Here is an 11898-nt window from a genome sequence, read left to right on the forward strand (position 1 = left end):
GCCAATGTTGACTCGATGACCGTCCACGGGAGCGATGCCGAAAAGGGCCGGGAAGCGGAAAGTTCGGATCACAGGCTGCATCCGTGGCCTGACATTTCCCAACCCACTGAACCCGGAGATTCAAATGAAGCCCACCATCAAACTGCCGTTCCTGATCGCCACCCTCAGCTTTGCGGCCATCGTCGGCACCGAGCCCGCCGCCGCATCCACCCCGGTGGGAAAGACCACCGTGGTGGTCGTCCACGGGGCCTTCGACAACGGGGCCTCGTGGAACGGGGTCATCTCCAAGTTGCAGGACCAAGGCATCGAGGTCGTTGGCGTGAACAACCCCTTGACATCGCTGGCTGACGACGTCGCAGCCACTCGCCGGGCCCTGGACGCCCAGACCGGACCGGTGGTGCTGGTCGGCCACTCCTGGGGCGGCATGGTGATCACCGAGATCGGCAACCACCCGCGGGTGAAGTCGCTGGTCTATGTCGCGGCCTTTGCGCCGTCCGAAGGTCAATCCGTGGCCGACTTGAACAAGGAATATCCGGCGCCGAGCGGCCTCTCCCATGTGGTGAGCGACAAGGAGGGCTTCTTCTCGCTGTCCTTCGAGGGCATCACCAAGCACTTCGCTCAGGACCTGCCGCTGTCGCAGACCCGGCTGATCGCCGCCACGCAGGGCCCGATCCGTGGCCAGAACTTCGAAGAGAAGGTGACCGCTGCGGCATGGCGCACCAAGCCGTCCTGGTTCGTCGTGTCCGACCAGGACCTGATGATCCAGCCCGCCCAGCAAGTGGACAGCGCCCGGAAGATCTCGGCGAAGACGGTGCGTCTGCAAGCCGGTCATGTGCCGCAGCTGTCGAAGCCGAATGAAGTCGCCGCCGCGATCATCGCCGCGGCCAAGGTTCAGCCGAAGTGACCGCCCGCCGGATCCTTCCACCCGTGATGACCCACCCACCGCACCTGGAGATTTCCATGAACCGCTCATACACCCTGAATCGAATTGCGCTTGCACTGGCCGTTGGCCTGGCAGCCTTCGGCAGCTCCGCCGCCCGCGCCGACCACTACCCGCGGGTCGACCCCGCAGACCGGTACAGCGCGCCGTCGACGCTGACGCGCGCCCAAGTGGTGGCCGACCTCAAGGCCTACCAGGCGTCGGGCCTGGCCGCCGCCGAGCGCATTCAGCTCGAGCAAGGCTACGAGATGAATGGCCTGCGCGCTGCGCGCGACCGCTATGCCGCGCTGACACGACGTTCCACGGCGGCCCCCGCGCCGCTGACGCGGGCCGAAGTGCTGGCCGATCTCAAGATCTACCAGGAGTCCGGTCTGGCCGAAGCGGAACGCGTGGCGCTGGAACAAGGCCACGACACCGCCGCGCTGGCCGCTGCGCGTGAGCGCTATGCCGCGCTCCGTCAGAGTGACCGATATGCCTTCCTCGTGATGCAGACGGCTGACCGCATCGCCCAGCCCGCGCGTCCGTCGCGTGGGAGCTGAGCGTGGTCTCATGCCCGGACCGGCACGCCGGCCGGGCAGAAGGACCGGCCCGGTCCGCAACGCGCGGCCGGGCCCGTTCCAGGTAACCCGCGGGGCGGCACCGCTGCTGGCGACGTCAAGCCGTCCGGACAGCGTGCCGCCGGTTTCAAACGTGTGCGACTGGGGCGCCTTCGTGGCGCCCCATGGCGACATCCGCGCCCGCAGCGCCACCTCCGACGGTGGGGACATCCTGATTCCTTTCACTTTCATTGCGAGCCGTCGGCACGTCGGCCAATCTGTGGCGGTGAGACATACGGACGTTCTGTCGGATTGGATGTCTGCCCGCCTCTCGCATGGCGTCGGCAGAACCTCAGGGCCCGCCCGGGTTCGATGTGCTCGATCCGCTGAAGCGCCATCACTGCGTGGTCATCAGCCGAGTGAGCGGGATGATGCGGCTCGCCCGGAGGTCAGCGGCCTGGATCAAGGCTGGACGCCCGATCGGTGTCGACGAGATACCCCTCGGGGAGCTGCTGCGCCAGTCGGCGCAGGAATCCGTCCCGGTCGCCGACGTCCGACGCCGCCTGTTGCACCAGCAGCCGTGCAATCGGACCGATCCGCGGCGCAAGCGCTTCGGTGACACCCCGCAGGTAGGCGTCATTGAGCGGCTCGGCTTCTTCGCACGGGCCACCACTGCCGTCGATCGACTTCGCGAGCTGAATTTGCTGCGCGGGGAATGCATCGACCAGCATCGTGCGGCGCACGGTGCCTGCGCCGGAGGTGGCGCGCTCGGGGCTCGCACCTGCGCTGTTGGCGGCAGCCGCCAGCGCGGCGGTGGTGGCGATGAACTGCTCACGCTCCGGTGCGTCCGCGATGTGCCGAGCGAGGGAGCGCGACAGGTCCTCGACACTGCCACTGCGCGCGAGGTCCCGAGACACGAGGTGCCGGGCCAGCGGCCCGATATGGGTGGCGAGCGCGCGCTCGACCTGGGACACCAGGGTGGCATCGAGCCCGCCGGTCGAGGCGTTGCCGGTCGATCCGGTCGCGGCGCCACCGGTCCCGGCGACCCTGACGGCGTGGCCGGCCGTCCCGGCGCGCGACGGCATGACCACGGTCGATGCGAAGGCCGCGCCGCCGGCGTGCGTCAGCACCCGCGTGCGATCGTCCATGCCGGCCGGGTGGTCCAGCTGCGGCGCGCCGAGCGCTGCCAACGCGGCACGCATCGCCGCCGCATCGGTGAATCGGTCCTGCGGCGCTCGGGCCATCGCGCGCCGCACGATCGCGTCGATCGCGGTCGGCAATTCGCCGGGGCGCCAGGCGCTCGGCGCTGGCGGATCCTGATGGAGCGTCTGGTACATGACCGCCTCGGGCGCGCCGCTGAACGGCATGCGGCCGGACGCGAGACGGTACAGCAGCACGCCGCACGCAAAGAGGTCTGCGCGGTGGTCAATCGGTCCGCCGAGGTATTGCTCTGGTGCCATGTAGCCCGGCGTGCCGATCTGGGAGACCGCTTGCGTCAGGTGCCGGTCGGCAAGACGCGCAATGCCGAAGTCGGTCAGCTTGACACGGCCGTCGCGGGTGATGAGCAGATTGCCCGGCTTGATGTCGCGGTGCCAGACGCCCTGGCCGTGCGCGCAGGTGAGCGCATCCAGCAACTGGTCCATCACACCCAGGGACCAGGTGAGCGGCGGTGTCGGCATGTCGCGCTTGAGCAGCTGATCGAGCCCGCGACCGTCGACGAGCTCCATCACGAGGTAGGCGTAGCCCCCCAGGGTCGTTCCGACGGCGCCGCGCGGGCCGGCGGTGGCGGCCTGCGCGGGCGCGACCTCGCCGAAGTCGTGGATGGTCACGACGCCCGGATGGGCAATGCGGCCGACGGCACGCGCCTCGTTGCGGAATCGCGCCGCCGGAGAGTCCGCGCGCGACGCGTCCGCGGCAATGTCCGCAGCAATGGGCCCGGCGAGGTCCTCGACAGGGCGGCGGATGACCTTCACTGCCACCTCGCGCTGGATATGCGGGTCGAAGGCGCGGTACACGACGCCCATGGCGCCTTCGCCGAGACGTCCGCGGACCAGGTACTTGCCGATCCGTGCCGGAAGTCCGGCGTCAGGGGGGGCGACGGCCGTCATGCCCCGCGCTCCAGCATCGCCATGGCCTGGTCCAGGCTGCGCCGCATGCGGCCGAAGGACGCGGCCAGCACGCCGATTTCGTCGTCGGAGCGGACCTCGAAGTCCGGGGCGTCCTCGCCCAGGGAGACGCGGTCCGCGATCTGCGCGAGGTGCATCACTGGACGGATCACCAAATGCCACAGCATCAGGTTGAGCGCCGCCCCCGTCAGGAAGAAGGCCATGGTGAGCGCGCCCATCACCAGCCAGAAGGTCTGCGAGGCCTGCTTCAGCGGCAGCGTCATCGGCACAGTGACCACCTCCACGCCGAGCGTCTCATTGAGTCGCCAGCCGAAGCCGTTGGAAGGGCCGTAACGCGCGACCAGCGTGGGTGGTGCCGTCTGCGGCGAGGCATGGCAACCCAGGCAGGCGGCGTTGGCGATGCGGATCGGCTTGGCGATGTAGAGCGCCTCGCCGCCGGGAATATCGCGGCGGCCGACGAACTCGGTCAAGGCGGGACGGCGCGCGAACTGCGAGATCACGTCCGCCTCCCAACCGACGGCGCGGTTGCGCGGATTGGTGGGATTGAGCATCGCGGCCTTGTAGCTGTAGTCCTCGTAGGCTTTGGACAGGGTGGCCAGCACTTCATGGGCCGAGAACGCAGGCACCGCCTCGGGCACGAAGCGCTCGCGCAGTTGGCCCTCCAGCAGCGGGCGGACATGATCCGCGGTGTAGCGGTTGACGGCATCGGCACTTTGCATCAACAGACGCGCGCGGTCGGCCACCTGCTCCTGCGCGCCGGCCTGCAGCCATTCGCGCGCGAGCACGCCGGTGACGGTCAGGCCGATGGTGAACACCACCAGGAAGATCAAGTTGAACTTCAGCAACAGGCTCAAGTGGGGCAGCCGGTACCAGGGCAGGGCGCCCGCGACGCTGCGGGTGGAGCGGCGTTGGCCGGAGTGCGGCGCGCTGCCGGACCCGGACCGCGATCCGGTGGGGGTTCCGGTGCGCCCGGTGGAGGTGTCGGTTCCGCTCATGGGTTCTGTCTCGGCTGATCGTCGTGGCGACCCTGGCGGTCGTCGTCACCAGGATTTACGGAAGCAGACGTCTGGCGGACGCATCTGGCGCTGGAGAAATTTGTAACGCCGACCGGCAGGTCGCCTTGGCCGTCCTCTGAGCGCGTCGTCCCGAGACGGGGATCGCTGAGTGCCGCGGTGGGTGCGCTGGCGGACAGACGGTTGGTCGTGGGCGAGCTAAAAGCGGTCGGGCGCGCATCCGGCCTCGACGTTTCGGGGTCATGCGCGCGCGGGAAAGCACGTCATGAAGAACCATCGATTGAAGATTGCGTCGAATGCGCAGTTCACTGCGGCGCAGGCGGGAGGACCGTCCGCCAGTGCCAAGCTGACCGAGCTGAAGCTGGCCGACGCAGCACGGTGGCGAGCCGCTCAGTCCAGCGGGAGCGCCGGCGGCGCCAAGCGGCGCAAACCGGTCGCCTCGGCCGCCGGTGGAGCTGCGTGACGGTCTCCGACTTGTCGCCAATGGTGGCCGGCTCGGTACGGATGACGCGGTGGTTCACCCTGGCGCATGGCGTCTGGGCCTACCGTGCCGATGTCGCGGTGTACCTCGGCGCCGTGGTGGCGCTGCTGGTTGCACTGGCACTGCACAGTCCGCCGACGCCATGGTGGCAGACCAGCGGGCTGGCGGCGGCGGGGCTGCTGGGATGGACGCTCGTCGAGTACGGCCTGCATCGCTTTGTCCTGCATGGCATGGCGCCGTTTCGCCACTGGCATGCGGCCCACCACGCGATGCCGACCGCACTGATCTACACGCCGACGGTGCTGAGCGCCGGCCTGTTTGCGCTGTTGGTGTTCCTGCCGGTCATGCACTGGGGCGGGGTGTGGCCCGCCAGTGCGTGGACGCTGGGGATGCTGGTGGGCTACCTGGGGTTCACGGTCACGCACCATGCGACGCACCACTGGCGCGCCCGAGCCGGGTGGCTGCGGCGGCGCAAGGCCTGGCATGCGCGGCATCACCACCTCCACCGAGGCTGCTACGGTGTGACCAGCGGGTTTTGGGACCGGGTGTTCGGGAGCGCAGACGTGCGGTGACGCGTTCGGCTCCGGTTCACCGTGGCAGATACAGCCGATCCGAATAGGTGCACAGCCAGTCGGGCCGAAACGCCACGAGGACGGCGGTCAACATGCCCGTCAACATGGCTTCTCCCCAGGCGCTCAACCCACGGCCCAACATCAGGTCGGTATCGCTGAGCGCTGCGGACCCGCCGGTCAGCAGCAACGCGGCGGCCCCGGACACCACCCCGGCCAGGAAGGTCGACATGAATCCGCGCCCCAGGATGTAGACCATCAAATGCTGCGGCAACAGGCTTCGCACCGCAGCGCCCAGCGCGAGGGTCAGGGTGGCGGGCATCAGCCCGAGCCAGACGGCGCGCTGCAACGCCTCTTCCAGAGACAGGTGACCCAGGACGGCCGCCATGGCGGTCACTGGCAGCACCGCCAGCACCGTCAACGGCCAACCGGCCATCAGGGTGAGCAGGTAGACGCCGGACCAGGGCTGCACCAGTGAGACCTCGGTCAATCGGTCCGCGCTCCAGAGGGGCGGGAGGGCCAGGCACCAGAGCAGCCACGGCCAGGGCGGACCGTCGCGCAGATGCATGCGCCAGGGGCGCAGCATCATGGCGACGCCGAAACCGCAGATCACCAGCAGAGCGTGCAGCCAGATCATTCGGGGGATTCTCGCTGGTGGTTGGCCTTGTGGCGGACAACATAGGCACAAGGATCGGGACCTCGTGCAAGACCTCAACGCCAGCGAGCGCAATGCGTCCGGGAGCCTCCAGCCGTCAAGGCGGTCGGAACGATGTTGTTGAACGCTCGGATGAAGTCGCCACCGGCTTGTTGTCACGTCTGACCGACCCAATCCTTATGGAGATCCCTTGCTGGGTCGGGGCAAGCCGAGTTAAACGCATAGCATCGCAACAGGCGGCTCTTCCAGAGTACGAGCGCACCCCGCAGGAAGCCATCAGCGCGGCGCCGAGTTAGGGAGGGGAGAAATCCCAGGAGCGCCGGACGGCTACAGTGCCATCGAAGCGATTGGATCCGTCGGCGATGGGCGTCGCGCTGGGGGAACGCCAGTCAGGTCGTTGGCATGGCCACGGGCAATTTCGCCCAGTTCAGCTGGAAAGCGGTGGGGCAGTCCGCGCTATCTGCCGGCATCACGGCAGGCGTGGGCTCAGCGCTCAGTGCTGCTGCGAGCTCCGGCGGCATCTTGAACGGAACGGGGGTCGGCAGCTTGATTGAGACCGGCAAAGCGGGCAGTGCGATGCTCAAGGCCGGCATGGGCTCGGCAGTGAGTTTGGCAGTCCAAGGCCAGTGGAACTGGCGCGAGGTCGGCGCGTCCACGGTGGCGGGCGGCGCCGGGTACTACGCAGGCAGGGCAGTCGGCGATGCGATGCAGGGGTTTGGCGCCACGGCGGCGAGGATCGCAGAATCGGCCAGCGCGGCCGTCGCAGGGACTTGGGCGAGCAGCCAGATGCTGGATTACAACTCGTTCAGGCAGCCGACATTGGACGAAGCCAAGAGGCTCCCTGGCAAAGAGCTTTTAACCGAATCTATGAGTGCCAAAGAAGGTCGATCCAGAGTCTTTGGACCGGATTCAGATGGCACCAGATAGCTTTTTAGTGGGACGGCCGGAAAATATTTATAAAATGAAACCAAAAAACAACTGAGTATATTGCGAAAATATGGGGTAACAATACCTGACGGCGCAACACCAACAAGATACAAGTATTGAGTTTTGGTGCGGTCGACGGATTGAAGGGGGCGTGGGATGGTTTTCACGTCGGGGATGTTGTGGGAACGTTTTCAACCGGCATCCATGTTGTGGCGAACAATGGAGCTTTGTACTTTAGTGCTGGAAATATGATGACGTTGGGGTCTTTCGCTGCGCAAAACTCACTTGGTCATTCATGGGTGGAGAGTCCAGGCGCTGGGAGATATTCACCTACTCGTCAAGTATCTCAGTGGACAAGGCCAATTCCCGGCCGTCTTAACTAAGGGAGTGGTGGATGAAATTCGTGTTGATCATGGCTCTTGCGCTTCTTGCTTCTTGCAAGCAGCACGACTCGCCAAAATTTAATTATGATGAATCTCTCCCCTTCGGGGTATGGAGTGCCGGCGGGGGGCGCGTCATATTGATAGACAGAAAGCACGGTTATGCGCTCTGTGATAGGGCGCAATGCGAGCGCGGCTCGATTCGAAAAAACGGTGTGTTTGGAATATATTTGAATGGATTCTGGCAAATGAATACTGCAAAAGAGTTGCTCAAGAAAGGCGCCGCAGCAGAGGCTGATCTTGACTTCACAGAAAGTGGTGTCGGGCCTGATATCCGGAACGGGGAGTGCAGAGGGTTGCCCTGTGTCGCAATGGGCTCCCTTGATGCATCGCATATCACTTTTGTGAAGATTGAAGACTGGTGATGCAGCAGCCTTCATCGCGCCCACCGTTGAAGACTTCAAGAACGCGCCAAGCAACCCGTTCAGGGGTGTCGACACGGCAGTCACCGACTTCATGAAGCTGGGCGTTGGCGGAGGGCTGACCTTGGCCACAGGGGGCCTTTTCCTGCGCGGCGCGATGGCGGTGAACGCTGAAGTCGCTGCGTGGGGCGGATGGCTGGGCGGCGGAGCCCGGGGTGCGGTCATGGGGAACCTTGTCCCACTCACTGAACTGTCGATGGTTGGGACTGAAGCGACACTTGGCGTTGTGACGAACACTGTGGCGCCAAGCGTGGTGCTCGCGGGTGTAGCCGCCAGGTCCTCAGGGCTGATCGACGAACTGACTGAGCTGCGGCCGTTTGGCAATACACCTAAGGTGATATCTACCGCTCGCTCTGGCCAGCTGGCCGAGTTGCTGCCCGTGGACTCACTCACGAAGCGGCAGCTCGCCACCCAAACTGAGCTCTCGGAAGCGGGCAGTACAGCTATCTTCCGCAAGCGGGATGTCTCAATGAATGACCTTGTTGCAATCGGGAAAGTCACTGGCGATGAGTACAGCATGTTCACGAACAAGGGGAGCCGTTTGATTATTCGCGGTGACGGTAGTGATGTGGTGGTTTCACCGGAGATGTATTCCGATTTGCTTGCCGGAGAATACGGACGCTTCTCTGGACACACACATCGGCTTGGCTACTCTGTGATGCCCGGCCCTCAAGATCGCCCCTTCCTTGCATCGCTCGGTCAGGAGCGCAGCACTATCTGGGGATATGACGGGACCCGCTATACGTTCGGGCAGCACGGACTGGCAGATGACTCGCGAATCGCGACCGAGATTGCACAAAGGAAATGGATGCGTTTGTATGGGCTCAACTGATTCGCGAATGAAATTCGATGATGCTCAAGCGCTGAGTGAGACAGTGTTCATCGCTCGACATCCCCAAAGCACTTGGCCAAACTGGCTCGCCGCAAGCGTGACACGAGGAGGGGCTCAAGACGGAGGTGACTGGGTGGTGTCGTACACGCTCGCATACAAAGAGCCGTTGAATGCAGGTGAGTACTGGAGAGAAATCGGCGGTCGTCAGGTACTTTGCAAAACAGATCCGAAAACAGGCAAGGAGCGGGTGATCATCCATCGACGAGCATCAGTCCCGCCTCTGGTGCTGTTCGCTGCACGGGTCGATGCAAGAACAGGAGAGGTCACAGTTCTCACCGACGAAGACATCACTGCCCTCAATGCGGATGACTTTGAAGCCCGGTAGGTTGGAGTCATTGATCCCAACGCACCTGCTCCCGACCAAGTGAGCCTGGTCAAGGCATCCGGTGCGAGCCTGCGGCGTGATCAGGGGTCGGCCTCAACTCGTCAGTCCGGCGGGAGCGGCGGGCGGGTACGCTGAGCGGGCACGGCCCGCTGGCGCTCCGAAGAGGTGAGTAGATGGACATCGGTCGATTGAATATCAATGTTGGTGGCATGCCGACCCCGGGCTTCGGCGGTGATGCCGCGGAGTTCCTCGAACTCGGGCGGTTGGTTGGCGGTGACTTGCCACCAAGCTACCTAAAACTTGTCCGGTACGCTGACGGGGGGCATCCAGAAGTAGGGAGTTGCTATCCGCAAGGCGTGCAGTCAGAGGATGGGCTATTTGACCTAGATTGCTTCTATGCGCTTGCCAATCCTGCTGTGGAGAACGTGAGAGATGTACACGCAAGATGGGGGTCACTACTGGGTAGTGGGATGCTGCCTCTTGGGCGGGACGGTGGAGGAAACCAGGTGTATGTCGCTCTCGGTGAGACGCCTGCGTCAGTATGGTTGTATCGTCACGAGAACGGCATGCGATTGAAGCTTGCGAACAGCTTGGATGCGTTCATCGATTCATTGATGCCAAACCCCGACTTCATCTGAGAGCTTCGCTATGACAAGCAGGTATGTTGGCAAGCCGTTCCTCAGGCTGTTGGAGTGTTATGTGCTCGATGCGATTGGGAAACTGGAGGCGGACCAAGCTGAGGTGTTGCGACGCATGGAGCCGAAGCTTGGTGAGACCTACGGCATGAAGGGCACATGGCAGCAAATCGTCAGTGTTCAGATGGTGCTGCCAGAATCGTTGCCGGGCAAGATTCGGGCCCTGTGGGAAGGGCAGCTTGAAATGGCGACGACCCGTGGTTCCGTAATTGCCCCCAATGAATTTGCAGCGGCCTTCGTAGACCAAAACTTCCCTGACGCAGTTGCAGCCATGCCATGAGCCACGGTCGCAGGGCAGCAAGTAGGTTTGGTCGGCGTAAATTCCGCCCGCTGAGGCCGAGGCAAACTACTATCGGCAACTCGCCAATCAGGCCACCGCCGTGATGGCCTGACTTAAGCCAAATGGCCTCCGCGAAACCCAGGTTGATTCACGTCACCATTTTACGCCCCTGCCGGTTGAATCGGCCTACATCCCTGAATCCCGTGCCGGATAAGTGCTTGTGCGAGCGTGTCGGAGTAGTCCATGAACGCGCCGCTCTTGTCGCTGACAAATTGGCGCAAGAACCCTTCCGCGTCACGCGTCAGCATCGCCTCAATGGATCGGTCCGTTTCACATCGGAACTTCAGCTCATAGCTACCCGACTCCCCCTCAGGAACTCCAAACAAGATGAACTCAACTTCGTTTTGCTCGGCAATAAACGCGGGGACCTCGTCATAGCGACCTGTCGCCTCTTCCTTAAAGACAAACCCGGTCAACTGACTCAGCCGGTCGGCGACGAGCTCCAATGCTTCGACGGCAGGTATGTCCACCCGTGCGATAAGGTACTTTTCTTGGTTGTCTGTCATCGCTACATCCTCATGGGATGAAGTAATACTGTGGGTCATTTGCAACAAATTCGTTGATATCGCAGCGTTGAAGTCCGGGCTGCGCCGCTACATTCGCTACTACAACCATCAGCGCATAAAGCTCAACGGGTTGGGCCCGGTACAGTACCTGCTGCGGGCCAGGAAGGCCTAGGGCCCAACCGGCCAACTTCTGGGGGTCAGTTCAATACCTGGACGTTCACAACATGAAATTGATCAATCCTAGGGTTTAATTTACATGCGTTGGCTATGTATCTTTTTGCTAATTCCCCCCTTGTTCGCAACGGCACAAGGAATATGCAACTCGCTTCCCGATGACACTGCCTTAGAGTGTCTTCATAAGCGGCAACTTTCGCTTGACAAGAGTCGCATCAACAAAACTGAACAGCTGAAGAAGTGTGTTCGAGATCGGCTCGAGGATGCGCCTGCAGCTCAAATCAAGGCAGAGCTTGAGGCTTTCGATGAAGGCGAGAAAATATGGCGCAAGCAAGTCGAACACAACTGTCGAGTCCATGAGACCGCTTTCTACGACGGTTCCGCTCGACATGGAGAAGCGGCGCGCTGCGAGAACCGTGAAACCGAGTTACGGACAGCTCGTCTGCAAGAACTGGGGCAACCCTTCGCTTGCTTTGGGGCGAAGCTAAAAACAAAGTGAGGGCACTCGCGGATGTTGCTCTTCAGATTTGAGACTGTCCAGTGCACCGAGCACGGTCCGCCAAAGAGGCGTCTTGAGATCGAGGCCAAGCCTTCGCCGCGCGGTACCCGCCGCTGCACGTCGCTCAACACTGCGGCACTGGGCCGGGGCAGCCCGATAGCTGCTGGCAAGAGCCGTCGGAGAAGACTTGCCGCGAATGACTTCGCGACGGATGGTGGAGGGACTGAAGCCGAGCTTGTCCGGAATCTGACGTCGGCTACATCCGGCTTGGAGCAGCAACTGAATCGCGACGCGATCCGTCTGGCTCAAGTGCGAGTAGTGAGTTCCCATTTTCGCGACACCTTACAATATGCGGGGT

The 11898-nt window shown here is 63.3% G+C and carries 16 protein-coding genes and 1 pseudogene; 12 read left to right on the forward strand and 5 right to left on the reverse strand.

What is annotated here, in order from left to right; translation table 11 throughout:
* The first annotated feature begins 124 nt into the window (after positions 1-124).
* Together N4261_RS13885 and N4261_RS13890 are read left to right on the forward strand one after the other, a co-directional pair.
* Positions 125-904, forward strand: coding sequence for an alpha/beta fold hydrolase (locus tag N4261_RS13885; RefSeq protein ID WP_261755900.1), 780 nt, complete (start codon positions 125-127; stop codon positions 902-904).
* A 56-nt stretch (positions 905-960) separates the two neighbouring features.
* Positions 961-1479, forward strand: a complete 519-nt coding sequence (locus N4261_RS13890) for a DUF4148 domain-containing protein (protein WP_261755901.1) — start codon at positions 961-963, stop codon at positions 1477-1479.
* 446 nt (positions 1480-1925) lie between these two features.
* Here N4261_RS13890 and N4261_RS13895 read toward each other — a convergent pair whose 3' ends face one another.
* Together N4261_RS13895 and N4261_RS13900 are read right to left on the reverse strand one after the other, a co-directional pair.
* Entirely contained in the window at positions 1926-3584 is a 1659-nt protein-coding gene (locus N4261_RS13895; protein ID WP_261755902.1) for a serine/threonine-protein kinase, read from the reverse strand.
* Positions 3581-4597 (reverse strand): Tll0287-like domain-containing protein, encoded by a 1017-nt coding sequence (locus N4261_RS13900; RefSeq protein ID WP_261755903.1) that lies wholly within the window; start codon positions 4595-4597, stop codon positions 3581-3583. The genes N4261_RS13895 and N4261_RS13900 overlap by 4 nt, the downstream gene beginning before the upstream one ends.
* A 283-nt stretch (positions 4598-4880) precedes the next feature.
* Here N4261_RS13900 and N4261_RS13905 point away from each other — a divergent pair, with 283 nt between their 5' ends.
* Positions 4881-5078: a hypothetical protein gene (locus N4261_RS13905; protein WP_261755904.1), complete on the forward strand. Its 198-nt coding sequence runs from the start codon at positions 4881-4883 to the stop codon at positions 5076-5078.
* Entirely contained in the window at positions 5075-5668 is a 594-nt protein-coding gene (locus N4261_RS13910) for a sterol desaturase family protein (RefSeq protein ID WP_261755905.1), read from the forward strand. Before N4261_RS13905 ends, N4261_RS13910 begins: the two co-directional genes overlap by 4 nt.
* 16 nt (positions 5669-5684) lie before the next feature.
* On the opposite strand, the gene N4261_RS13915 is transcribed toward N4261_RS13910, so the two are convergent.
* Positions 5685-6302, reverse strand: coding sequence for a hypothetical protein (locus tag N4261_RS13915; protein ID WP_261755906.1), 618 nt, complete (start codon positions 6300-6302; stop codon positions 5685-5687).
* A 420-nt stretch (positions 6303-6722) separates the two neighbouring features.
* Here N4261_RS13915 and N4261_RS13920 point away from each other — a divergent pair, with 420 nt between their 5' ends.
* From N4261_RS13920 to N4261_RS13945, 6 genes are all read left to right on the forward strand, one after another.
* Complete coding sequence (locus N4261_RS13920; protein ID WP_261755907.1) at positions 6723-7247, forward strand: hypothetical protein; 525 nt, start codon at positions 6723-6725, stop codon at positions 7245-7247.
* Positions 7248-7641: 394 nt separating this feature from the next.
* The gene (locus N4261_RS13925) at positions 7642-8052 is read left to right on the forward strand and encodes a hypothetical protein (RefSeq protein WP_261755908.1); all 411 of its coding nucleotides are present in this window, start codon (positions 7642-7644) and stop codon (positions 8050-8052) included.
* Positions 8039-8941, forward strand: coding sequence for a hypothetical protein (locus tag N4261_RS13930; RefSeq protein ID WP_261755909.1), 903 nt, complete (start codon positions 8039-8041; stop codon positions 8939-8941). Before N4261_RS13925 ends, N4261_RS13930 begins: the two co-directional genes overlap by 14 nt.
* A 7-nt stretch (positions 8942-8948) precedes the next feature.
* Positions 8949-9326 carry a hypothetical protein gene (locus N4261_RS13935; protein ID WP_261755910.1) on the forward strand — a complete coding sequence of 126 codons (378 nt, stop codon included), beginning with the start codon at positions 8949-8951 and terminating at the stop codon, positions 9324-9326.
* 173 nt (positions 9327-9499) lie between these two features.
* The gene (locus N4261_RS13940) at positions 9500-9964 is read left to right on the forward strand and encodes an SMI1/KNR4 family protein (RefSeq protein WP_261755911.1); all 465 of its coding nucleotides are present in this window, start codon (positions 9500-9502) and stop codon (positions 9962-9964) included.
* Positions 9965-9974: 10 nt separating this feature from the next.
* Positions 9975-10301 carry a hypothetical protein gene (locus N4261_RS13945; protein ID WP_261755912.1) on the forward strand — a complete coding sequence of 109 codons (327 nt, stop codon included), beginning with the start codon at positions 9975-9977 and terminating at the stop codon, positions 10299-10301.
* Positions 10302-10462: 161 nt separating this feature from the next.
* On the opposite strand, the gene N4261_RS13950 is transcribed toward N4261_RS13945, so the two are convergent.
* The gene (locus N4261_RS13950) at positions 10463-10867 is read right to left on the reverse strand and encodes a hypothetical protein (RefSeq protein WP_261755913.1); all 405 of its coding nucleotides are present in this window, start codon (positions 10865-10867) and stop codon (positions 10463-10465) included.
* Between the two features lie 43 nt (positions 10868-10910).
* Between N4261_RS13950 and N4261_RS13955 the strand changes: the two are divergent.
* A pseudogene (locus N4261_RS13955) lies at positions 10911-11039 on the forward strand (IS3 family transposase); the annotation flags it as partial.
* Between the two features lie 120 nt (positions 11040-11159).
* Positions 11160-11540 carry a lysozyme inhibitor LprI family protein gene (locus N4261_RS13960; RefSeq protein WP_261755914.1) on the forward strand — a complete coding sequence of 127 codons (381 nt, stop codon included), beginning with the start codon at positions 11160-11162 and terminating at the stop codon, positions 11538-11540.
* Here the strand turns inward: N4261_RS13960 and N4261_RS26145 are convergent.
* On the reverse strand, positions 11526-11870 hold the full coding sequence (locus tag N4261_RS26145) for a helix-turn-helix domain-containing protein (protein ID WP_354005363.1): 345 nt from the start codon (positions 11868-11870) through the stop codon (positions 11526-11528). The two genes, N4261_RS13960 and N4261_RS26145, sit on opposite strands and share 15 nt — an antisense overlap.
* Positions 11871-11898 lie beyond the last annotated feature (28 nt).

The organism is Roseateles amylovorans (genome assembly GCF_025398155.2).
GTDB classification, from domain to species: domain Bacteria; phylum Pseudomonadota; class Gammaproteobacteria; order Burkholderiales; family Burkholderiaceae_C; genus Roseateles; species Roseateles amylovorans.

Excerpts from the sequence above, each read along its gene's own strand:
- N4261_RS13935 (WP_261755910.1), top strand. The coding sequence starts at position 8,949 with ATGAAATTCGATGATGCTCAAGCGCTGAGTGAGACAGTGTTCATCGCT.
- N4261_RS13915 (WP_261755906.1), bottom strand. The coding sequence starts at position 6,302 with ATGATCTGGCTGCACGCTCTGCTGGTGATCTGCGGTTTCGGCGTCGCC.
- N4261_RS13920 (WP_261755907.1), top strand. The coding sequence starts at position 6,723 with ATGGCCACGGGCAATTTCGCCCAGTTCAGCTGGAAAGCGGTGGGGCAG.
- N4261_RS26145 (WP_354005363.1), bottom strand. The coding sequence starts at position 11,870 with ATGGGAACTCACTACTCGCACTTGAGCCAGACGGATCGCGTCGCGATT.
- N4261_RS13925 (WP_261755908.1), top strand. The coding sequence starts at position 7,642 with ATGAAATTCGTGTTGATCATGGCTCTTGCGCTTCTTGCTTCTTGCAAG.
- N4261_RS13900 (WP_261755903.1), bottom strand. The coding sequence starts at position 4,597 with ATGAGCGGAACCGACACCTCCACCGGGCGCACCGGAACCCCCACCGGA.
- N4261_RS13905 (WP_261755904.1), top strand. The coding sequence starts at position 4,881 with ATGAAGAACCATCGATTGAAGATTGCGTCGAATGCGCAGTTCACTGCG.
- N4261_RS13945 (WP_261755912.1), top strand. The coding sequence starts at position 9,975 with ATGACAAGCAGGTATGTTGGCAAGCCGTTCCTCAGGCTGTTGGAGTGT.
- N4261_RS13940 (WP_261755911.1), top strand. The coding sequence starts at position 9,500 with ATGGACATCGGTCGATTGAATATCAATGTTGGTGGCATGCCGACCCCG.
- N4261_RS13895 (WP_261755902.1), bottom strand. The coding sequence starts at position 3,584 with ATGACGGCCGTCGCCCCCCCTGACGCCGGACTTCCGGCACGGATCGGC.
- N4261_RS13890 (WP_261755901.1), top strand. The coding sequence starts at position 961 with ATGAACCGCTCATACACCCTGAATCGAATTGCGCTTGCACTGGCCGTT.
- N4261_RS13885 (WP_261755900.1), top strand. The coding sequence starts at position 125 with ATGAAGCCCACCATCAAACTGCCGTTCCTGATCGCCACCCTCAGCTTT.
- N4261_RS13950 (WP_261755913.1), bottom strand. The coding sequence starts at position 10,867 with ATGACAGACAACCAAGAAAAGTACCTTATCGCACGGGTGGACATACCT.